The 22,945-nt window shown below is 33.1% G+C and carries 18 protein-coding genes; 6 read left to right on the top strand and 12 right to left on the bottom strand.

All coding sequences use genetic code 11. The features are described from left to right. Nucleotides 1-713 precede the first annotated feature (713 nt). From J8M14_RS07250 to J8M14_RS07220, 7 genes are all read right to left on the bottom strand, one after another. Nucleotides 714-1,265, bottom strand: coding sequence for a type 1 periplasmic binding fold superfamily protein (locus J8M14_RS07250; protein WP_211073930.1), 552 nt, complete (start codon nt 1,263-1,265; stop codon nt 714-716). 5 nt (nt 1,266-1,270) lie between these two features. Next, nucleotides 1,271-3,670: a TonB-dependent receptor gene (locus J8M14_RS07245; RefSeq protein WP_211073929.1), complete on the bottom strand. Its 2,400-nt coding sequence runs from the start codon at nt 3,668-3,670 to the stop codon at nt 1,271-1,273. Nucleotides 3,671-3,748: 78 nt separating this feature from the next. Then, complete coding sequence (locus J8M14_RS07240; protein ID WP_211073928.1) at nt 3,749-4,033, bottom strand: hypothetical protein; 285 nt, start codon at nt 4,031-4,033, stop codon at nt 3,749-3,751. Nucleotides 4,034-4,090: 57 nt separating this feature from the next. Further along, nucleotides 4,091-4,939 carry an alpha/beta fold hydrolase gene (locus J8M14_RS07235; protein ID WP_211073927.1) on the bottom strand — a complete coding sequence of 283 codons (849 nt, stop codon included), beginning with the start codon at nt 4,937-4,939 and terminating at the stop codon, nt 4,091-4,093. Between the two features lie 5 nt (nt 4,940-4,944). Continuing rightward, a complete protein-coding gene (locus J8M14_RS07230) occupies nt 4,945-7,533 on the bottom strand; it encodes a PD-(D/E)XK nuclease family protein (RefSeq protein ID WP_247672577.1) in 2,589 nt (862 codons plus the stop codon). A gap of 209 nt (nt 7,534-7,742) precedes the next feature. Beyond that, complete coding sequence (locus tag J8M14_RS07225; RefSeq protein WP_211073925.1) at nt 7,743-9,167, bottom strand: OmpA family protein; 1,425 nt, start codon at nt 9,165-9,167, stop codon at nt 7,743-7,745. 284 nt (nt 9,168-9,451) lie between these two features. Then, nucleotides 9,452-12,604, bottom strand: coding sequence for a UvrD-helicase domain-containing protein (locus tag J8M14_RS07220; protein ID WP_211073924.1), 3,153 nt, complete (start codon nt 12,602-12,604; stop codon nt 9,452-9,454). A 171-nt stretch (nt 12,605-12,775) separates the two neighbouring features. Between J8M14_RS07220 and J8M14_RS07215 the strand changes: the two genes are divergently transcribed. After that, nucleotides 12,776-13,384, top strand: coding sequence for a superoxide dismutase (locus J8M14_RS07215; protein ID WP_211073923.1), 609 nt, complete (start codon nt 12,776-12,778; stop codon nt 13,382-13,384). Nucleotides 13,385-13,647: 263 nt separating this feature from the next. Here the strand turns inward: J8M14_RS07215 and J8M14_RS07210 are convergent, their stop codons facing one another. From J8M14_RS07210 to purN, 4 genes are all read right to left on the bottom strand, one after another. Beyond that, complete coding sequence (locus J8M14_RS07210; protein WP_211073922.1) at nt 13,648-15,546, bottom strand: amidophosphoribosyltransferase; 1,899 nt, start codon at nt 15,544-15,546, stop codon at nt 13,648-13,650. Nucleotides 15,547-15,630: 84 nt separating this feature from the next. Beyond that, nucleotides 15,631-16,560: a PfkB family carbohydrate kinase gene (locus tag J8M14_RS07205; RefSeq protein ID WP_211073921.1), complete on the bottom strand. Its 930-nt coding sequence runs from the start codon at nt 16,558-16,560 to the stop codon at nt 15,631-15,633. 69 nt (nt 16,561-16,629) lie between these two features. Then, entirely contained in the window at nt 16,630-17,265 is a 636-nt protein-coding gene (locus J8M14_RS07200; protein WP_211073920.1) for a ribonuclease H family protein, read from the bottom strand. 117 nt (nt 17,266-17,382) lie between these two features. Beyond that, nucleotides 17,383-17,961 (bottom strand): phosphoribosylglycinamide formyltransferase, encoded by a 579-nt coding sequence (purN, locus tag J8M14_RS07195; protein WP_211073919.1) that lies wholly within the window; start codon nt 17,959-17,961, stop codon nt 17,383-17,385. 180 nt (nt 17,962-18,141) lie between these two features. On the opposite strand from purN, the gene J8M14_RS07190 reads away from it, so the two are divergent. From J8M14_RS07190 to pyk, 5 genes are all read left to right on the top strand, one after another. Then, a complete protein-coding gene (locus J8M14_RS07190) occupies nt 18,142-18,375 on the top strand; it encodes an acyl carrier protein (RefSeq protein ID WP_024768509.1) in 234 nt (77 codons plus the stop codon). 17 nt (nt 18,376-18,392) lie between these two features. After that, nucleotides 18,393-19,646, top strand: a complete 1,254-nt coding sequence (gene fabF, locus J8M14_RS07185; protein ID WP_211073918.1) for a beta-ketoacyl-ACP synthase II — start codon at nt 18,393-18,395, stop codon at nt 19,644-19,646. Further along, a complete protein-coding gene (rnc, locus tag J8M14_RS07180; RefSeq protein WP_211073917.1) occupies nt 19,646-20,380 on the top strand; it encodes a ribonuclease III in 735 nt (244 codons plus the stop codon). Before fabF ends, rnc begins: the two co-directional genes overlap by 1 nt. 180 nt (nt 20,381-20,560) lie before the next feature. Next, entirely contained in the window at nt 20,561-21,052 is a 492-nt protein-coding gene (locus J8M14_RS07175) for an IPExxxVDY family protein (RefSeq protein ID WP_211073916.1), read from the top strand. Beyond that, entirely contained in the window at nt 21,052-22,479 is a 1,428-nt protein-coding gene (gene pyk / locus J8M14_RS07170; protein ID WP_211073915.1) for a pyruvate kinase, read from the top strand. Before J8M14_RS07175 ends, pyk begins: the two co-directional genes overlap by 1 nt. Before the next feature lie 46 nt (nt 22,480-22,525). Here the strand turns inward: pyk and J8M14_RS07165 are convergent, their stop codons facing one another. Further along, a complete protein-coding gene (locus J8M14_RS07165; protein WP_211073914.1) occupies nt 22,526-22,942 on the bottom strand; it encodes a response regulator in 417 nt (138 codons plus the stop codon). Nucleotides 22,943-22,945: the final 3 nt, after the last annotated feature.

Genomic DNA, 22,945 nt, shown 5'->3' with positions numbered 1-22,945 from the left:
AATACCCCTTTTTTATATACTTTTTATAGCAAGGCTTTTGCACCAAACCATATTATAAATCTGGTTTGATTGGATTCAGGTATGAATAAAAATAATTTAGTTTAACGCTATTTAAAGAGGAGACAGATTACTAAAAAAGCAACCCCCAGGTTAACTACTCCCAGGGGTCTGAATTGAAACTTAATTGTATTTAACACAAACTCAACTTATACTAATTATGAACGTTTCAATTTTGCTATATTTTTTGGTTAGATTTTACATCACGAATATAAGCTCAAATGTTAAAATATTATAGCGTTTTTTTGATCATAAATAATATTTAACGATGCCATAATGTCTTGATAAAACCATTGTTATTAACGTATTGAAAATCAGTTTTTGTTGTTGTTAACAATAGTGTTTTATCATTTCTTTTGCCATATTTTCAATGTGTTTTTACCAAAATGATGTTTTATACTGTTATGCTATTGTAAAATTATCAAATATTGTACCATTTATTAATGTCTTTACTAGACAAAATGTTACGCCAAATTTTGTTTCTATGAATGATTACTCTTCTAAAACATCTCTGATATTTCACGTTTTGATTGTTTTTAGACAAAAAATAACCCCCAGGTAACTACATCCGGGGGTTAGCATTGAAACAAATCATGTATTAACTTACTACAAACTCAACTTGTTATTATGATTTTGGTGTTTCAATAAATTATGGTTTAAACTGGGTCTACTACAGAGACATTAAAATCTACTTCGATATCAGTTTCGCCCCCAAAATCATCACGATCGTTACCTGTTTTAGTAGTGGGTTCGTGAATTAAGAAAGCTCTTATAACTCCTGTTGCCGCACCTGTAGATGACCAATCCGTAGAAATATTAATAGAAATATTACCAGAATCCACCGTGTCATCAGAAGCGCTGGTAAAGGTTAATCCGTTCACTGTTGTTTGATAAAAAACAAAATGCTCGTCTTTTTCTAAAATTACTTCTTCTGTAATATCTTCAACATTACTGGGATCAGATTCGTCTAGAAACTGAATTTTAATATTATAAGAAGTATTTGAGGCTAAAGTGATATCATCTTTACTATCAGTTGTCCAGTCATAAACTTGAGAATTAGTTGTTCCTGATTCTGTTACAGTTAGTTTTACTGTAGTGATTGTTTCTTCTTCATTAATCACTATCGGGTTTTCATCATCGTCTCCACAGGATACAAATATGAAAGCTATAGAGAATATAAAAGCTAGTTTGTTAATCATTGTTTTCATTTGTTTTAAAATTTAAAGTTTATGTTAAAAGTGAAATTACGACCTATATTATCTGCATAGAATCGTTGTCTGTTTAAGTAATCTCTATATGAGGTGTCGAATAAGTTTGTGATACTTGCTCCGACATTAAAATCATTTTGACCCCACAAACTAAATTGATATGAACCAGTAAGATCAAAAATACTATACCCTTCTGGAGGAGTAGAAATGTCTACAAGCTCGGTTTTTTCCATACCATTTTCGATAAAATCAGTTTCGAAATTGTTATTTGGATACCTGGTTTGTTTAAATGTTGAAGTATTGACCAATTTCATATTCCATTTTTCTTTTTCATAAACAATTTGTGATCTGAAATTGGGTGCCGGCATATTAATTAAAGGTCTTTCTAAATTAGTGTCTTGACCATAGATATATGAAAAGGCAGTATTAAATTTTAGATGTTTTGTAATGTTGAGATCATAATCAATATCAATACCATACAAAAGAACTTCGGTTTGTTTATATTCCCATACTGGGAAAGATCCTCTAATCGTAAAATCTACTCCTGTAGGTTCCAAAAGAATGAAATTGTCAATAAAACTTACATATGGAGAAATAGTAAGGCTACCCAAATTAAAAAGATTAGGGGTATTGTTGCTTAATGAAAATTTTAATGATTTTTCCTGCTCAAAACGTAAATCTCCTAATTCAATAATGGCTGCACTATGGTGTAAACCATCACTAAATAACTCTACAGCATTTGGAGCTCTATTAGCATAGGAGATATTAAATAATAATGAGTTTTGGTTACTATAGGAATAATTGATTCCTGCAGAAGCAGAAATACTGTTATAATCAAAATTCGGATTCGTTAACCACTGATCTCCTTCATCTGCAATAATAAGGGTTTCAAACTCCTGATTATATCCTCGATCTGTCCAAAAGTCCTTCTTATAGAATTTTTTGGCATTAATATTTACAAAATCATAACGTATTCCAGCATCGGCAGTAAGTTGCTCGTTTATATTAAATTCTGTAATCGCAAATACTCCTGCACTGGTTTTTTTGTAATCAGGGATCAATCTTCTCACTCCTGTTTCTGGATCAGGAGTATTAACTTGGTAGGATAATTGAAAGCCTAAATTCTTTTTGAAATTATCATTAGAATCAAACAAGAAATTACTTTCCAGGGTATGAGTAAGTAATTCTAAATCTAGGCTTGCTTTATCACGATCATCACCTCGTCTGATGTCAAACTCTTTTCTATTATTAAATTGAAAAGAATATTGAAGATTAAGCCTTCCTAGGTTTTTTAATCTATTATATCCTTTTAATTTAAGTAAATGATGTTGCGTTTCTTGTTTTGGAGCATTGATATCATAGGTGAAATCATTTATAACCAGAGGTGTATCGTTATTAATAGCTCTTACCAAATCACCTACATTACCAATATGAGAAGATCTGAGTATTCCTTGTTTGGCATTGTAAAAACTATAATACCCTTCAAAACCGTAAACAAAATTATTAAATCCAAACCCGGTAGAAAAACTTTGTTCTCTATGACCAGTGTTACTCAGAATATAGTCAGGAGCTTCACTATCACCAAAGTGCTTTACCGTTCCTTGAAATTTAGCACCCCAACCTTTTTTAAAACCTAGATTAAGAGCTGTGTTTACTCCGCCGCCTCTTCCATTACTGCTTAAAGCAAGTTGCGTGTTTCCAAAAATTGTGTCTTGTAAAGAAGTTAGTCTATTTTGTGCAATAATCACTCCACCAATAGCATTTCCACCATATTGAAGTGCTCCTGCACCTTTAATAACCTTAAGTTCATTAAAAGCATTGATATCCAGATTGGGTGCGTGCTCTTCGCCCCATTCCTGATCTTCTTGTCTAACACCGTTATTTATAATGATAATTCTACTACTATGTAATCCTTGTATAACAGGTTTTACAATTGTATTTCCCGAGGTTAGACTATTTACTCCAGATATTTCTTTCAGTGCGTCTCCAATAGATAAACTACTATATTGGTCAAGTTGCTTTCTACTTAATTTATCTTCGGTTTGGCTATTGGTGGTTTTCTTTTGAGATACAGATTCCACATTCACTTGATCCAAATCTGTATAATGGTGTTCTAGATAAAAATCTTTTGTTGAGATCTTTGCTACGTCAATTGTTACAACCTGAGAATTACAATCAGGATGTGAAATCGTGAATGCATAAGATATCTGACAAAGCCCAGTTATAGTATAATTTCCGTTGCTATCAGTAACTATCATACGATTATCGAATGTAATTGTAGCATCTTTTAGAGGTGCTCCATCGTGAAAATCAATCACTTTTCCGGATAAGCTGGCATCGCAGTCTTGTGCGAAAGCCGAAAACACTCCTAAAAGAGATACTAGCAAAAGCGTGTATCTTTTCATTAGTAAAAATTAAGTAAATACTTGTAGTTAAAACAAGAGAAAGGTCAATCCATTATAATATGGAAAAAAATAAAAAAACTAAGCTGCCGGAGGAGCTTTGTTGGATAAGGAATAGTCCAGAGAAGATCCAAAATATTTGCTAACATAAGTACTTCGAACAATCTCAGAAGGAATTATGTTAATTTCAGGAATGGTAACAATTTCTGAAGGTATATAATCAAGATCTTGATGATCCAAAGCTAAAAGACAAATAGTACAGTCAACATCATTAGCATCATGATCTAAAACATGTAGATCAGCTAATTGCATAAAACTGAATACTATCAGAAATATAGATGCTATGATATGTCTTTTGGACTTCATTATGGCAAATAAACGAAAAAAAAAGAAAATCATTACATTTTTAATAATGTAATGCTGTTAAAGTATTGCAAATGGGATGGATTTTTCAATTGTATATAACAAATCATTTGGGAGAAATTGTTCAATCCAAGGATGTTTAGCTCCAAAAACGTGATCAGCACCATTGACTAAAAACAACTCACTTTCAGGATTCCATTGATGTAAAAGTTGTGCTTCTTTAATATTTACTGTGGGATCATCTGTTCCATGGATAATAAGATGTGGGATTTTTATCTTTTTTGCTGCTTTAGAAATGGTAAGACGGTCTTCGTTGTCAATAAAAGAAGTGTAAAACTGAAAGTAATGAGGCATCTGCTGTTTAGTTCTTCCGTTTTGTATATAGTAAACTCCATTCTTTTTCCAAAGCTCAAAAGCCTCATCTTTAGGAAAACGGTTTTTATAATCTGAAACACTGGCCCAAGAGATAAGTTTAGTAATTCTATGGTCTTCTGAAGCTTTTAGAATTGCAATTCCACCACCACGAGAATGACCGATTAATGTTATTTGAGAGTTGTTAACTTGATTTTTATATTCAAAACTTGATGAGGTGACCCAATCTATAACAGATTCCAGATCATCTAATTCTTTGATATAATTATTATATCCAAAAGCTTCTAAATCCGGAAAATCAATAGGTTGCTCTACGGTTCCTCCATTATGAGAAAAATTAAACTTTAAAAAGAAAAATCCAGCTTTTGCAAAAGATTCAGCAACTAAATCCCAAGCGCCCCAATCTTTAAATCCTTTATAGCCGTGACAGAAAATAACTAATGGTTTTTGTTTTTCGTTTTTGGTATAAAATAAATCTGCCAGGATAGGTTTTTGGTGTTTTCCCTCCAGTACTATGTTTTTAACTGATGCGATCATAATAATTATACTTCTTTTTCTGTAAATGGAATATCCAGATTAAATATTTCTAGGATAAGTTTTTTTAGCTGTAAAAGATATTCATCGAATACTTCTTTGGTGATATCATGGTTAGTTCTACCTCTAACAGTTTCTTTGGTTCCAAATTTTAGAAATCCTTCTTTTAGGTTCTTAAAAGAGATAATTCCTGCGTGAAAAGGTTCAGAAACTGGATTTTCTTTGTTTTGCATATATGCATAGGCCAATACTTGAACTGCTTTACTGTATTTATAATCTTCCATAATTATATTCCAATCCATAAAAACGACATCATTTTTGGCGACTTTTCCAGTTTTGTAATCAATGATTCTCAGCTGTCCGTCTAATTCATCAATACGATCCACTTTTCCTTTGATATAAATAGTAAAATCTAATTCAGGGATATCAATAGGTGCTTTGAGATTGCTTTCGATTGATAAAACCTTAAGTTGTGATCCATTTTTGATTAATCGCTCTTCAGACTTTAAAAAATTATATACATACCTTTTAGCAACCTCAAAAATCAATAGGTTTTTGCCATGTGTAATATCTAGTTTAGAATATACATTTCTGAATTGAGTTTTGATTTCAGAATCAATCTGAGAGATCATGGATATGATATGCTGTTGATTTAGAAATTGATTTTGAAATGGTTTGTAAAAGGTTTCTAATGTATTATGAATTACTGTTCCCAATGTATTGGCTGCAATGGTTTCTTCAACTTCTTCGGTTTCTTTAATCCCTAAGACATATTTGTAATAGAAATCAATTGGGTTTCTGATATAAGTAGTCAAAGCAGAAGGGGATAAGCCGTGTTCTGCTAATTCTTGTAATCGAGAAAGCATTTCTGAAGTTTTCCTTACTTGTAGAGGGTTATTATTAAGTTTAGGAACTTCAGAAGAAACAATGTATTTGGCGAGTTTATGTTTAGGTCTTTTGTCAATTTCTAACTGACGAAGGAATCGGCTTTTTTCTCCACCACCGACTCCTTCATCTTCTGTGTTGTAAAGTAAATATATATTATTAGCTCTTTGTATTAATCTATAAAAGTGATAGGTATATATGGCATCTTTTTCTTTATATGTTGGCAAATTGTATGCTCTTTTTAGATCATATGGGATAAAAGAGTTAATGCTTTTTCCGGCTGGAAGTACACCTTCGTTAACTGATGTAATGATTACAGTTTCAAAATCAAGACATCTAGATTCCAACATCCCCATTAATTGTAATCCACTAAAAGGTTCTCCTCTAAAATCCAAAGTCTCCGAGGTCAAAAGATCTTTGTATAGTTGATATAAGGATGATAAGCTGTTGAGATATTGATAAGTGTCTTGTAGTGTAGTTAGTTTATTAAAAATAATATGAAAATGATATACGTACTCTAATTCTAATGCGTTTTTCTCGTGATCTAAACTGTTCTTAAGTAGTTGTATGATTTTACTACAACTATGTAAGGCTATCGATACGTCTTTCCATGGTTCAAAAAATAACTTAATTGTTTCTTTTTGATGATCAGAGACTATGTTTAATAGTTTTTTAAAGGTTATAAAAACCATATTTTCATCCGAAATCTGTTTGGATAGCTCGGAGGAAACGTCCTTTAGAATTCTGGATGCAATTTGACTATTTAGAATTTCTAAAACATTTTTATAATAATAACCTTTGGGATTCAAGTTTTTATGGAGACGAAATAACATCTCGAAGAAGGCTGAAATAGGAACTTCTTTTAGTGGTAAGCCCATAGTAATATTAAGAGAAGCAATGGTGTTTGGTAATGCATTTAATACAGGCTGTAATAATGTTTCGTCTGCCAATACTAAAGCAGTTTTTTCCAAGGTGTTAGGATCAATAGAGGAAAGGATTTTACCGACTGATTTTGCTTGGCCAATATTCTTAGGAACACCAATAAGTTTAATGTCTTTTTCTTCTGAAAAGTAATTTTTCACCCAATTAAAAGGTTGTTGCTTATAATAATCCCATTGCTTTTGGTAAATTTTTAAAAAAAGTGCTGCTTCGTGATACGTATTATTGAAAAAGAATTTATCAGCATCCCAATATGCATCTGCTTTATTAGCTTCTAATAGTGATTGAAAAATATGTTGCTCGGCATTGTTTAAGGCATTAAATCCAACCAAAATATGTTTTCTGTCTTCAGTTTTAAGGTATTGTTTAATGTTTTCTGAAGCTTGTCTGTAGAGTAATCCCTGATATCCAATTTTCTTTTCGAGGAGTCTTTTCTTAAATTGAGAATAATAATCTAGTAAATTTTCCCAGAAACTAATATAGTTTTTTACGAGCTCGGTTTTTTCTTTTTGAAGATACCAGTGATTAAGGTCTTGGATCCCTGATAGGTAGTTAAAGAAGCTTTTGTGATCGATACAGTAGCGATCTATTTCATTAAAATCATAAATTAATGTTTGTGCCCAATTGCTAAAGGATTCAAAACTTTCTTTTTCTATATCAGTATGGGTGTCTAGATAGGTTTCATAAAACTCAAATAATGTTTGCACATTATCAATTTGTCTTAAACCTGATACTTGGGCAATGAACTCTTCTATACTAATAATCTTTGGCATAAAAAGAGCCTGATCAGTATAAAGTTTTAGGAGCTCTCTTTTGAGAAAAAGACCTGCTCTTTTACTGGGAACAAGAAAAATCAGTTCGCTTATACTCTTGCACTTTTTATGTACCTCTAATATTATTTCTTGTAAAAAACTATCCACCCTTAAAAATAAAAAACGTCCCGATTTAATCGGGACGTTTTATTATATATTTAGTGAAAAAATTACTTCACTAAGTTGATCTCAACACGTCTGTTTTGAGCTCTACCTTTTCTAGTTTTATTAGTAGCAATTGGTCTGTCTTCACCATAACCAACAGCAGATAATCTGAACTGATCAATACCGTTTTCAACTAAGTATGTCTTAACAGCGTTAGCTCTAGAGTCAGATAATTTTTGGTTAGATGATGCTCTACCTTGGCTATCAGTATGCCCTTCAATAGTAAACTTAGCAGTTGGGTATTCTTTTAAGATTCCAATGATATCACCAAGAACTTTGTTTGATTCTTCTTTGATAGTTGATCTACCAGAATCAAATAAGATAGTCTTAGCATAGTCGTTAAGAGTTTTCTGTACTTCTTCAGTTACTTCTGGACAACCATTGTTAGCAACAGTACCAGCAACATCAGGACAGTTATCATCTTTGTCTAATACTCCATCACCATCTTTATCTTGGTAAGGACAACCATTATTAGCAGCAGGACCTGCCTCATTTGGACAACCGTCTTTTGCATCAGTGATTCCATCACCGTCAGCATCAGGACATCCATTTAGGTTAGCTAATCCAGCTACAGTAGGACACTCATCCTGAGGATCAGCAACTCCATCACCATCAGTATCAGCACAACCGTTAAATTCTGCTGTACCAGGAGTATCAGGACAGTCATCTTTAGCATCAGTGATTCCATCACCGTCAGTATCAGGACAACCATTAAATTCTGCTAAACCAGGAACATCTGGACACTCATCATCTTTATCGTATACTCCATCACCGTCAGTATCTTTACCTCCAAATGCAAAAGTAAGACCTGCAGAGTGTTGGAAGTGAGTTGGAGGATAGCTTGTGTTTACTGGATTTGCATCAGTAGCGTTAACTGCATAATCCTCGAATACATGCTTGTACGTTGTTTGTAGATTGAAAGCTAAGTTTTCAGTTAACCAAAAGTTAAGACCAAAAGAACCATTTAAAGTTCCAACTCCAATTTCATCTAACCAAGTGTATCCACCACCAACTCCTAAGTAAGGGTCAAGCCAGTTAGAACCTAATATGTTTTTAAAACTGTAACTAATTCTACCGTCTACGGCATAATAAGAAAAGTCATCAGCAGATAAATCCTCCCCAGTAATAGGATTTTCACCAACTTTATCGATTTGATTTACACTACCGGAAACAGTAAAAGTAAATCCATCTCCAATGTATCTACCTACAGATAGTTTAGATACAGATGGAAGAATATTCCAGTGGTCACTAGCGTTGAAAAACTCGTCAAAAATTTCTCCTTGTGCTGGTAGGTCACCACCAGTAGGGAAAATGTCAACGGCATTAACGCCAATCGATACTGCCCAAGGGTTGTTTTCATCTTGTGCATTCGCAGTACTAAACCCGAGTACTAATAACGAAGCCACTAAAAAACTTCTAAGATGTTTCATATTCAATAATTTAATTTTTAAGTGTTAATTAGAGCAAATGTAATATGTTAATAATAACTGACAAAGACAAATGTAATAATTTTTTCTAAATAGGCCAGTGTATATCAGGGTTTGAAGGTTTTTCGAGTTTTTTACAACTACAGCTTAAGCCTCTAAAACATGATAAATATGACTAATTTTTAAGAAAAATAATATTTATTGTCCTTTCAAATTTGTTACAATTATAATATAAAAATCCTTTTTATCCCTACTTTTCTTTAAGTAATTCTGAAAATAATACTTATTTAGATGAATTTTAAAGCGATATTTTTATCGATATATACAAGGATTTTCTTATCAATTTTGTAACCCATTCTTATTAGAACCTCTCCATATTGTATGAGTTGTTTTTTATGAGAAGGCGATGAAACTCCTGTTTTATAATCTATTATAACAACATATTCTTCTGAAGTTATTATAATTCTATCTGGTCGATACAGTTGCCCATTAGCTATAATTTCTTGTTCATTTAGTATAGTATTGTTTTCTTTGAAATAATTTATAAGTTCTGGATGTTCAATCACTTTTGTCAGCTCTTTGTACAATATTTCTTTGTCTTGTAAAAGAATTCTTCCTTCTAAGTATGCATCAGCTATTACTTTGTTTATATCATTATGTGTATATATTAATGATAGTAAATCATGGATAAGGTTTCCTTTTTCAATAGCATCCCCTTGTGAAGTGTCCCATAATTTACTGGAGTTAGTTACTATACTAATTTTATATTGTTGTTCAGAGTTTTCAAATTGACTTAATCGAATGTTTTTGGATTTACTTTCTGAATGAGGTACTTGAGAAAATGGTTTATCCGCATTCCCAAATCCATATTCAAGTTGTTCAGGATTCCATAGGTTCTTATATTGTAAATAATGAATTAATTTACCCGAAAATTTATTTTTATTACTTTCACCTTTAGAGGTTAATTCTTTCTTTGAGATAATATATAATTGCTGCTCTGCCCGAGTCAAAGCAACGTATAATAGATTAAAGGTGTCTAGCTCTAATTTTGCTTGTCTCTCGACAACAATTTTTTCGGCTCTCGAATCATAATCGGATATACTTTTGTTATAATTGATAAATACTTCTTCAAAACCATTGTATTTTTCTTTGTCAACCGATAACCAGGTTTTAGGTTCTAACTCTCTATAAATATCAATATTGGCATAGGGGTATATAACACAAGGAAACTCTAACCCCTTGGCTTTATGTATGGTCATGATCTTAATAGCTTCCTCTCCTTCCGGAGCTACAATACTGAGTTTGTCTTTTTTACTATTCCAATAGTTAAGAAACCCAATAATACCTTCAGCATGTTTTTGAGAAAAAGAAAATATTGTATCCAGGAAAAACTGAATGTATGCTGGAGCAGAATTAGCTAGATTGAAGCTTTTAACAATATATTCTGCACTGGAATAAATAGAATTTACACCTAAAAAATTTAAGTTAAAGTCAATTCCGTAATTCTTTAATACTGATGAAAAGATGTTTTTATCAGTGAATATTACATTTTGTAAAAAGGAATGTTTGTCTTGTATCAAAAGTTTATCCGAAAGAAAATGAAGCATATTAGCTTTAGCCATAAGGTTATCAGGCTGTACATACCAGGTAAGTAAATCAATAATAAACACCACCTCGGGAGCATTATTGATAAGCAAAGTTTCTGATGATATTATGGATAATCCCTTTTCTGTGAGAAAATCGGCTATTAGTGCTCCTTCTTTTTGTCTTCTTACCAAAATACAAATCTCATCCAGGCCATATCTTTTTTCTTTGAGTTCTTTTATGATTTCAAATACTCTTTGCGGATAGATCTCATTCTCATCGATAGCATTCTTAGCCTCAATAAATGATATATTTACATAACCATTATCTTTTGGGTTTGTTTGCTGTTGATTTCCTTTTCGATAAAGTTCTTGGTGTTTTTGATCACTAAAGTCGTTTGATAAAAAGGTAAAAAAGTCATTATTAAACTCTATAATGTTTTTATGACTACGATAGTTTTTTGGTAAATTAAGAACTTGCTTTTCCTTAATCGAAAAAGGGTTTTGATCTGAAGAAAGATTAATAAACTGTTCCGCTTTTCCTCCTCGCCATCTGTAAATAGCTTGTTTAGCATCCCCTACTATAGTAAGTTGCCCTCTTTTACCGGTTAAGGTTTCAGTAGAAAGAGCATTATCTATTAATGGGATCAAGTTGTTCCATTGTAATTCTGAAGTGTCCTGAAATTCATCTATAAAATAATCCCGATATCGTTCTCCTAGACGTTCATAAATGAAAGGAGCTGGTTGGTCTTGTATGGCCTCACTAATGATTTTATTGAATTCTGAGATTAAAAGAATTCTTCTTTCTTTTTTGATATCTATAAGCTCTTTGTTGATTGCGTTAAGAATAGAAAGAGGAGTAAGGTTTTTGACGATATTTTCAAAAAGATGAATCTGAGATAGTTTCTTTTTTGTTTCCAAAAAAGTTCTTTCTATAGTATTACGAATACTATCGATTTGTTCTTTTTTGTATGTATCTAATTTCGAAGTGTAAAAAGAGGCTTCCTGTATATTTTGTTTCCAAGCAGCTTTAAAATCAACGTTCGTTTCTCCTTCGGATAACTTAATGAAGTGGTTTGGTATTGATCCACGATTAAAATCAGAATTTTCCAATCCATTATTTTTAATCAATTCTAGGGCTGCAACGGATTCAGAAATGATAGCACTTTTGTTTTCAGAATTTTTTTTGGCTAAAAGTGTCTTTAGGTTTTCGAAATCCTGATTAGTTTTATTAGATAGTCTATTGAGATGTTCTCTATCGTTTTCACTAAATAATAGTTTAGCAATTTTATTAAGTTCTGTTGTAATATCCCAACTCTTGTCATCTTCGAGTTTGCTTATGGCAAAATCAATAATTACTTTAGTTAGCTCTTGATCTACACCAACTTTGGCAACAACAGCATCTACTGCTTCTTCTATTAATGTTTCTGAGTCCATTTCGATCTCAAAATTCATAGGGATTCCTAAATCGTATGCAAATGTTCTTATGACTCGATGTGTAAAAGTATCTATGGTAACAATATCAAAACCAGCATAATTATGAAGAATACTTTTAAGGATTCTATTAGCTTTTTGTTTTATTTCAGACTCGGTAATTCCAATTTCGAGAACTAACTCTTTTAAAAGGTCTTTGTGTTTTGAAGGTGTTTCTGGATTGCTTATGGCAACTAGATTTTCTAAAACCCTTGTTTTCATTTCGGCAACTGCTTTATTTGTAAAAGTTATTGCCAAAATATTTTTATAGCTGTCCTTAAATTCTCCTTTTAGTAATGTAATTATATATGCTTTTACTAGGGTGTATGTTTTTCCAGCTCCAGCAGCTGCATTATAAATTGTAAAAGCTTTTTGAGAACTCAATTCGTTTTTTTTACTAAAATAATAAAAGCACTTTGTTTTATGAGGAAAAATAAAGTGATTTAGTTATAAAAGGATTTAAACAATTTATAACAAATATTAATTTTTATTCATCACTCTAATTGTTAAATTTGGTGTCATTTTGACTTTTATTCACTAAATAATTAAAAAACTATGTCATTTGAATTACCTAAATTAAACTACGCTTTTGATGCGTTAGAACCTCATATAGATGCTCGTACCATGGAAATCCATCACGATAAACATCATGCAGGATATACCAGTAAGTTGAATGCTGCTATCGAAGGAACAGATCTAGAGGGTAAAACAATAGAGAATATCCTTATCAATCTTGATATGTCCAACAAAGCTGTAAGGAATAATGGAGGAGGATTTTATAATCACACTTTGTTTTGGGAAATTATGTCTCCTAATGGAGGTGGAAAACCATCAGGAGAGTTAGCAGATGCAATTAATGCTGCTTATGAATCTTTTGATGCTTTTAAAGATGCTTTTTCTACTGCTGCAGGGACTCAGTTTGGTTCTGGATGGGCTTGGTTGTGTGTTCACGAAGGAGGAAAAGTAGAAATATGCGCAACTCCTAATCAGGATAACCCATTAATGCCTGGAATCGGTTGTGGTGGAACGCCTATCTTGGCGATTGATGTTTGGGAGCATGCTTATTACTTGAATTATCAAAACCGTCGTCCGGATTATGTTTCTGCATTTTTTAATATAATCGACTGGAATGAGGTTGCTAGCAGATATGCTCAAGGAAAGTAATACTCTTTGATCTTTATAAAAAAAGAGTCACAATTTGTGACTCTTTTTTTTATGTAAATATTTTACGAAATGTCATAAAATAAAAAAAGGTGGAAAGTCCACCTTTTTTTGCCCCAAATCTACCATGAACTTAACCTACTTATGCTATGGCTCTGCTAATATAAGTCGGAAATTCATTGTGAAAAAATGTTTTAGATGAAAGGTCAAAATACTTGTTGAAATACACAAATTAACAATTTTTAACTGCGTGGAATTATGGTTTTTTAGTAAGCTCTTTCATCTTTACCCTCAAAAAAGTTAATAAAGGCTTTGTTTACTACTCTATTTCCTCCAGCAGTAGGATAATCTCCTGTAAAATACCAGTCGCCTAGGTTCTTAGGGCAGGCCTGGTGCAGATTGTCTACAGTTTGGTATATAATTTTGACTTCCGCATTTACGGTTTCATCGCTAAGTAATTCGGCTATTTTATCACTAATTTCCTGATCTGTAAATCCATCATAGAGCTGTTTTACAAAATTCTGTACTTCTGCATCGGCAAGATTTTCCTGAGCTTTACATTTCTCATAAACCTGTTCTACAAGATCGTAATTGCCATTTTCTTTTAGAAGTTCTAAGGCGGCTTTAAAAGCAATTAAGCCTTCTAGTCTTGCCATGTCAATTCCGTAACAATCCGGATATCGAATTTGTGGAGCAGAAGAGACGATAACAATCTTTTTTGGATTTAATCGATCCATCATTTTAATGATACTCTTTTTTAGAGTTGTACCTCTTACGATACTATCATCTATAATGACAAGATTATCTTCTGATTTTACAACACCATAGGTAACATCATAAACGTGAGCAACTAAATCATCTCTACTGCTATCTTCTGTGATGAATGTACGAAGCTTAGCGTCTTTGATTGCTATTTTCTCTGTTCTTAATTTATGAGAGAGAATTTCTGATAATCGTTCATCTGTTAAAGATTCTTTTTCAGAAAGTATAGTTTCGTTTTTCTGTTTGTTTAATTCGTCCTGCGCCGCTTCCACCATACCATAGAAAGAAGTTTCAGCAGTGTTAGGTATAAAGGAGAAAACAGTATTTACAGTATCGTGATTAATTTCTTCCAAAACCTGAGGCATAATCAATCTGCCTAGATTTTTTCTTTCATCATAAATTTCAGCATCACTTCCCCTAGAGAAATAAATACGTTCAAAAGAACAAGCCTTGCGTTCTAATGGATCAATAATACGATTTATCGAAGTTGTACCATCCTTTTTAACTATGATAGCTTTTCCTGGGTCTAATTCTATAATATCATCAAAAGGAACATTAAATACAGTCTGTATTACGGGTCTTTCTGAGGCCACGACTACGACTTCATCGTCCTTATAGTAGTAAGCAGGTCTAATTCCGGCTGGGTCTCTTAGTACAAAAGCATCACCATGTCCTAACATACCCGCCATTGCATACCCGCCATCCCAATCTTTAGAAGATTTTTTAAGGATTTTGGTAACATTTAGTCTTTCTACAATTTGCGGAGAAGCGTCAATTTTGTTAAACCCTTCTTTCTTAAGTTTTTTGTATAATTTAGCTACTTCAGAATCTAGAAAATGACCAATTTTCTCCATTACAGTAACCGTATCTACCTTATCTTTAGGATGCTGGCCCAGACGCACTAAATTATCAAATAGTACATCATTATTGGTCATATTGAAGTTTCCGGCTACAATGAGATTACGATGCATCCAATTATTCTGTCTTAAAAAAGGATGAACACTTTCTACACTATTTTTTCCAAAAGTTCCATAACGCACGTGCCCTAATAATACTTCTCCTATATATGGGATGTTCTTTTTTTGTAAATCAACATCATCAGCATATTCGGGATGTTCTTCAAACTCTTTATTAATTCTTTGATTAATCTGAGAAAAAATATCTTGGATAGGTTGTTGTTCGCTGGATCGTACTCTGCTAATATAACGTTGACCTGGAGGAGTATCTAGTTTTACACTGGCAAAGCCAGCACCATCTTGCCCACGATTATGCTGCTTTTCCATAAGCAGATACATTTTATTGACACCATAAAATGCTGTACCATACTTTTCTTTATAGTATTCTAATGGTTTTAAAAGGCGTATTAATGCGATACCGCATTCATGTTTTAAAGCATCACTCATTGTATTCCAAAAATTGTAATAGTTGTGTTAGGTAAACCAAATTAAAAAGCCCTAAAACCAAAGGCTCCAGGGCTATATTTTATATCAAGACAATTCTATTTCGAATTGTGTTAATTCTTTAAACTGTTGAAGTCGTCCCTGAACTTCTTCTCGTTTTAAATTTTCCATCCTTTCCGTTCCAAACTTCTCTACACAAAAGGAAGCCAAGTTAGAAGCGTGTATTATGGCATTCTTCATATTTTCAAAAGAAATATCACCTGTTTTTGTCAAATATCCTGCAAAGCCTCCTGCAAAAGTGTCCCCAGCACCTGTAGGATCGAATACTTCTTCTAACGGTAATGCTGGAGCAAAGAAAATCTGTCCATTATGAAATAAAAGAGCTCCATGCTCACCTTTTTTTATGACCACATACTTAGGTCCCATGTTTTCGATTACTCTTGCAGCTTTAACCAATGAATACTCACCACTTAATTGTCTTGCTTCTTGATCATTAATAGTAATTACATCTACTTTGGCAATTACTTTTTTAAGATCATCTAAAAAAGCATCTTCCATCCAAAAATTCATCGTATCTAAAATCGCTAGTTTAGGTTTGGTAGCCATTTGTTCTAAAACACTAAGTTGTACTAATGGATTTAAATTTCCCAGTACTACAATCTCTGCATCTTTATATTCCTCAGGAACCACTGGATTAAAATCAGCAAGTACATTTAGTTGCGTGTCTAATGTATCTCTAGAATTTAGATCGTTATGATATTTACCACTCCAAAAGAAAGTTTTTCCTCCTTTTACTACCTCTATAGCAGAGGTATCGATATTTTTCTCTTCGAGTTTTCTAAGATAATCCTGTGGAAAATCTTCTCCAATAACAGATACGATTGCTGAATGAATGTTAAAATTGGATGCAGAAAGTGCAATATATGGCGCAGCACCACCTAAAATTTTATCCGTCTTTCCAAAAGGTGTTTCAATAGCATCAAAGGCAACAGAGCCTACAATCAGTAATTTGCTCATATAAATAGCGTAATATTTTTTTGCAAATATACGTTTTACTTTTAAGTAGTGAGCGGATTATTATAAAGGTTATTTTCTTCCAAAATCTGCAGGAATCTCACCCCAGGCTTTGGTTTCCCACTTTACTATTTTGGTTGTATATGTGTTTTTCTTAAGCCACTGTATTCCTCGGTCGACCAATTCAAACATTGCTGCATTTTTTGCAGTTCTCTTTAGCTTGGTTTTACAGGTCTTTTGCTTTACCCATCCAATAGCAATTTTAGAATCAGAATAAATAATACGATCGCTGTTTTTCTTTTTGAGATATGCTAGTCCATGGACTAATGCTAAAAATTCTCCTATATTATTTGTTCCTTGTGGAAAAGGACCTTGATGAAATAGTTGTTTTTCTGTTTGGGTGTCTACACCACGGTATTCCATTTTTCCTGGATTGCCACTAGAAGCAGCATCTACAGCAATAGAATACAGGTTGGGCTCTCCTATTCTTGCAAGCTGTTCTGCGGTAAGTGTTTTTTTGGGTTTACTTTTGCCTTTATAATCTTCATAATCTCCATTGTATGCTTTTTTAGCAATGTCAAAAGAATCAAAAGACTTATATTTTGCATTGGCATATCCTTTTACGGCAGCTTTACAATCATTCCATTTGGTATAAATTCCAGGCCTATGACCTTCCCAAACTACATAAAATTTTTCTTTTTTTGCCATTATTTAGTTAATCGTTGATGGTTATTAGCTGATAGAAAGTCGTTGTAAATAAAAAGATATAGTGAATAGCCTGCTCGAACGCCATTATTGACTGTCACCGACTCATCTTTCAAAAACTCACTCTTTATCTCTCAATCCTAATACCTGTTCTATAACGATCGGAAAATGTTTATATTCTAGTTGATGAATAGCATTTGCTACATCTTCTGCCGAATCATTTTCATTTATTGAAGTTTTTGCCTGAAAAATAACAGCACCTTCATCATAATGTTCGTTTACATAATGGATCGTAATCCCACTTTCTTTCTCTTTCTTTCTTATCACAGCTTCGTGAACATGATTTCCATACATACCTTTTCCTCCATATTTTGGTAATAGTGCCGGATGTATATTAATGACCTTGTCAGGAAAAACATCAATAATTTTTTTAGGAAAAATCCATAAAAATCCTGCTAGCACAATTAGGTCCGGCTTAGCGTCTTTTAGGATATTCAATACATCATTGGTGCTATAAAATGCTTCTCTGTCAAAGTGCAAGGCTTTTACCTTTAGGTCGTGAGCACGACGTAAAACTTTGGCACGCTGGTTGTTAGAGAACACATGTGTCACTTCTGCATTCTTACGTGAATTGAAGTGTTTGATAATGTTTTCTGCATTGGTACCGGAGCCGGAAGCAAAAATTATAATACGTTTCATGCTACAATAGAGTTGTTAGTTAGAGGATACAAAAAAAATAATTATTATTCATTTAAACGGTAGCAAAAAGCCAATACTTCCCTATATTTGAAAAATACACATACATTTTTACGGGATTGTGGGGTTTTAAAATAAAGTTTTTTATTTTTGCCACCTAATTAAAAATTAAAATTAAACATTATGTCAGACATTGCATCAAGAGTAAAAGCGATAATCGTTGACAAATTAGGAGTAGACGAAAACGAGGTTGTAAATGAAGCTAGCTTCACTAACGACTTAGGTGCTGATTCATTAGACACAGTAGAATTGATTATGGAATTCGAAAAAGAATTTGATATTCAGATTCCGGATGATCAAGCAGAAAATATTGCAACTGTAGGTCAAGCAATATCTTATATCGAAGACGCAAAGTAATAACTTCACGACAGAATATGAGCCTTAAGCGAGTAGTAGTCACAGGACTTGGTGCATTAACGCCAATCGGTAACAATATCGAAGAATATTGGGATGGATTAGTAAATGGTAAGAGCGGTTGCGCACCCATTACTTATTTCGATACCGAACATTTCAAGACTAAATTCGCTTGCGAAGTCAAGAATTATAATCCCACAGATTATTTCGAAAGAAAAGAAGCACGTAAACTTGATAAGTTCGCGCAGTACGCTATTGTCTCTTCTGAAGAAGCAATAAAGGATGCTGCTATTGACCTTGAGAAGGTTGATAAATTTAGAGTTGGTGTGATCTGGGGTGCTGGTATCGGTGGATTAGAAACTTTTCAGGAAGAAGTAATTGGTTATGCCAATGGGAATGGAACACCTCGTTTCAACCCTTTCTTTATCCCAAAAATGATCGCTGATATAGCTCCTGGACATATTTCTATTAGAAATGGTTTTATGGGACCTAACTATACCACGGTTTCTGCCTGTGCATCTTCTGCTAATTCAATGATAGACGCCCTGAACTATATTCGTTTAGGACATTGTGATATTATTGTAACTGGAGGAAGTGAAGCAGCCGTCACTATTGCAGGTATGGGAGGATTCAATGCTATGCATGCACTATCGACAAGAAATGAAAGTCCGGAAACCGCCTCAAGACCTTTTGACGCAACCAGAGATGGTTTTGTTTTAGGAGAAGGTGGTGGAGCACTTATTCTTGAAGAATATGAACACGCTAAAGCACGTGGTGCAAAAATTTATGCCGAAGTTGTTGGAGGTGGAATGTCTAGTGATGCATATCACATGACTGCACCACATCCAGATGGTATAGGTGTAGAACGCGTAATGCTTAATTGTTTAAAAGATGCAGGTGTACAACCAGAACAAGTAGATGCTATAAACACACACGGTACATCCACACCATTAGGAGATGTAGCAGAATTGAAAGCAATTACTAAGGTTTTTGGAGAGCACGCGTCAAAGATCAATATTAATTCAACAAAATCTATGACAGGACACTTACTTGGTGCTGCAGGAGCTATTGAAGCGATTGCTTCAATTCTTGCAATGCAAAATGGTATTGTGCCTCCTACAATCAATCACACCACTGTGGATGAAAACATAGATGCTTCATTGAATTTGACATTAAACAAAGCGCAAAAACGTGATATCACGTATGCAATGAGTAATACTTTTGGCTTCGGTGGACATAACGCTTGTGTGTTATTCAAAAAATTAGACGAATAATGAATGTTATTCGAAACATATTAAATTCCCGCTCTGAAAAGGACGGGAATTTTTTTTCTAAAATTCAAAAAATTTTAGGTTTTAAGCCTAAAAATATTAAACCTTACGAGAAAGCATTTACCCATAGATCACTTAATCTAAAAGATAAAAAAGGAAATGCAGTTAATTATGAGCGATTAGAATTTCTAGGTGATGCTATGCTAAGTAGTGTCATTGCTGCTCATTTGTTTAAAGAAGTTCCTGAAGGTAACGAAGGCTATCTTACCAAAATGAGAGCCAAAGTTGTAAGTAGAAAGCATCTTAACGAGCTTGGTAAGGATCTTAAATTAATTGATCTGGTAAGAACCAACATTCCTAAATCTCAATTTGGAGTCAATATACACGGAAACCTTTTTGAAGCATTAGTTGGAGCTATCTATTTGGATAGGGGGTTTGATTATTGCGAAAGATTTATTCAAGAAGCAGTAATCAATCCTTATGTAGATATCGAAAGCTTAGAAGGACAAATTATTAGCTATAAAAGTTTGCTGATAGAATGGTGCCAGAAAGTAAAGAAAAACTTCAGCTTTGAAGTATATGAGGATACTGGTAGGGATGAGATGAAGCATTTTGCAGTAAAACTTTGGATCAATGATAAGGTGGTAGCAAAAGCCAGAGCAACATCTAAGAAAAAAGCAGAAGAAAAAGCTTCTAAGAGAGCGTATTTTGCATTTCAATCTAAAATTGATTCTTAGAATTTTCTATTTGGATATAATTTTCCAGAAATAATTATTTCGATTTACTTTTTTAAAACTTTTATGACGTAAAAGATACTAACTCAATCGTTTTCGTGAAATATCTTTAGGTTTTATTAAAGTTGTAAGCCTAATTTATTTGTATATTTCGCGTTGATCATGATCTAATTAATGTCAAAAATGGCGATTCAGAAGTTAATTTTAGATACGTTCGAGGAAGATGATTATGAGTTAATAGCTATACACTGTTCATTAGCTTCATATAGATTAGCTTTTTTATTAAATAAGTATTTAGGATTACGTCTGGTTAGAAAAAAGGAAGATATAAATTTTGAGTATAGTGATTTAGAGGCGAGTTTTCCTTTATATCAGTATTCAGATCGTTTTCAATACAATACTTATAATCTTTTGGGAAATAAGTTTAGAACAAAAATTGAGTTGGATCAAATGGGAGCACAAGGATTATTTTCTGTACAAGAAGATAATTATGCTACAAGGTACTTAATACCAGAATTCAAAAATGTGGATTACTTCTTAAAAATAGAAACTGAAACATCACAATTTTCAAATAAATCGATAGTAACCAAATTACTTAATATTTCTCAAATAATAACCGCTTATACAGTAGAATATACCCAACTTAAATCAAAGAACAACTTAATATTTGAATAATGCCAAAACGTAAAAGAACTAAAATAGTTGCTACCCTTGGACCAGCGACTAGCACTAAGGAAGTGTTGAAACAAATGCTGGATGCAGGAGTGAATGTGTTTAGAATTAATTTCTCTCATGCAGATTATGATGATGTAAAGGAACGGATGAAAATGATACGTGAGCTTAGTGAAGAGTACGGGTATAATGCGGCAATATTGGCGGATTTACAAGGTCCTAAGCTTAGGGTTGGCGTTATGAAGGGAGATATCGTTGTTAATAACGGTGATATTATTGATTTTGTAACTGGAAAACCGTTTGAAGGGACTGCAGAGAAGGTATATATGAATTATGAGAGTTTTCCAAAGGATGTTAACTCTGGTGAGAGAATTCTACTTGATGATGGGAAATTGATTTTTGAAGTTGTTTCTACTAATAATAAAGATGTAGTTAAGGCAAAAGTTATACAGGGTGGACCTCTAAAGTCTAAAAAAGGAGTGAATCTGCCTAACACTAATATTTCGCTACCAGCACTTACAGAGAAAGATGTTAAAGATGCTATTTTTGCTTGTAGTCAAGAAGTAGATTGGATGGCTTTGTCTTTTGTACGTCATGCTCAGGATTTAATAGAGTTACAGGACTTGATTAAGGAACATAGTGAGTATAAAATACCTATTGTTGCGAAAATAGAAAAACCTGAAGGGGTAGAAAATATCGATAAGATTGTTGCGTATTGTGATGGATTAATGGTTGCCAGAGGAGATCTCGGAGTAGAAATCCCTGCGCAAGAAGTACCGCTAATCCAGAAAAAACTTGTATTAAAAGCTAAAACAGCTAGAATACCTGTGATTATCGCTACGCAAATGATGGAAACTATGATCGATAGCTTAACACCGACGCGTGCTGAGGTAAACGACGTGGCGAATTCAGTAATGGATGGTGCAGATGCAGTAATGTTGTCTGGTGAAACCTCTGTTGGTAAATATCCTGTTCAGGTAATCGAAACGATGTCTAAGGTGATTAAGAGTGTTGAAAATTCAGATTTAATACAAGTTCCCCAAAATCCACCTCATATTAGAACCAATCGTTTTATCACCAAATCTATTTGTTATCACGCAGCATTGATGGCAAATGATATTAATGCAAAAGCGATTTGTACATTAACAAATAGCGGGTATACAGCATTTCAGATTTCTGCTTGGAGGCCAAGTGCTCATATTCTGGTGTTTACCAGTAACAAAAGAATTCTTTCGCAATTGAGTCTTTTATGGGGGGTAAAAGCGTTTTTTTATGATAGATATGTGAGTACAGATGAAACGGTAGATGATGTAAACAAATTGGCAATGGAGAAAGGATTTGTGGAGAAAGGTAATATGTTGATTAACTTGGCAGCAATGCCTATCGTAGATAAAGGTATGGTAAATACTTTAAGGATTTCTCAGGTATAAATATCGTTAGAAATATAAATTAAAAAAAGCCTCAACTGAGGCTTTTTTATGCTGATTCTTTTAAAAAAACAGCTTCTAATTCTTCTATGGTAATAGGTTTTATGATATAATCCTTAACAGAATTTATATTTTTTGCTTTTTCAATATCTACTGGATTTATTGAAGAGCTTACAATATATAGCGTGATTACTTTTCCAAATTTGTTTTTTATCTGGGTAAATTTGTTTAAAAATTCCCATCCATCCATAATTGGCATATTAATATCCAGAAAGATAATTTCAGGAATATTATCTCTGTTCAGGTTTTTCAGAAGTGCTTCAAAATGATATAATGCATCTTTTCCGTTTTCAAAAACTAACAAATTTTTACACAGTTGTTTGGCTTCTATTATCTTTTTTATGAGATTGACGTACATATCGTCATCATCAATGATGCATGCTAATTCGACCTTGTTTTTTGTCATTAT

Source organism: Aquimarina sp. MMG016, assembly GCF_018100805.1.
Classification (GTDB): domain Bacteria; phylum Bacteroidota; class Bacteroidia; order Flavobacteriales; family Flavobacteriaceae; genus Aquimarina.
The sequence above is the reverse complement of the archived record's forward strand: the minus strand, read 5'-3'. Positions and strand labels throughout refer to the sequence as shown.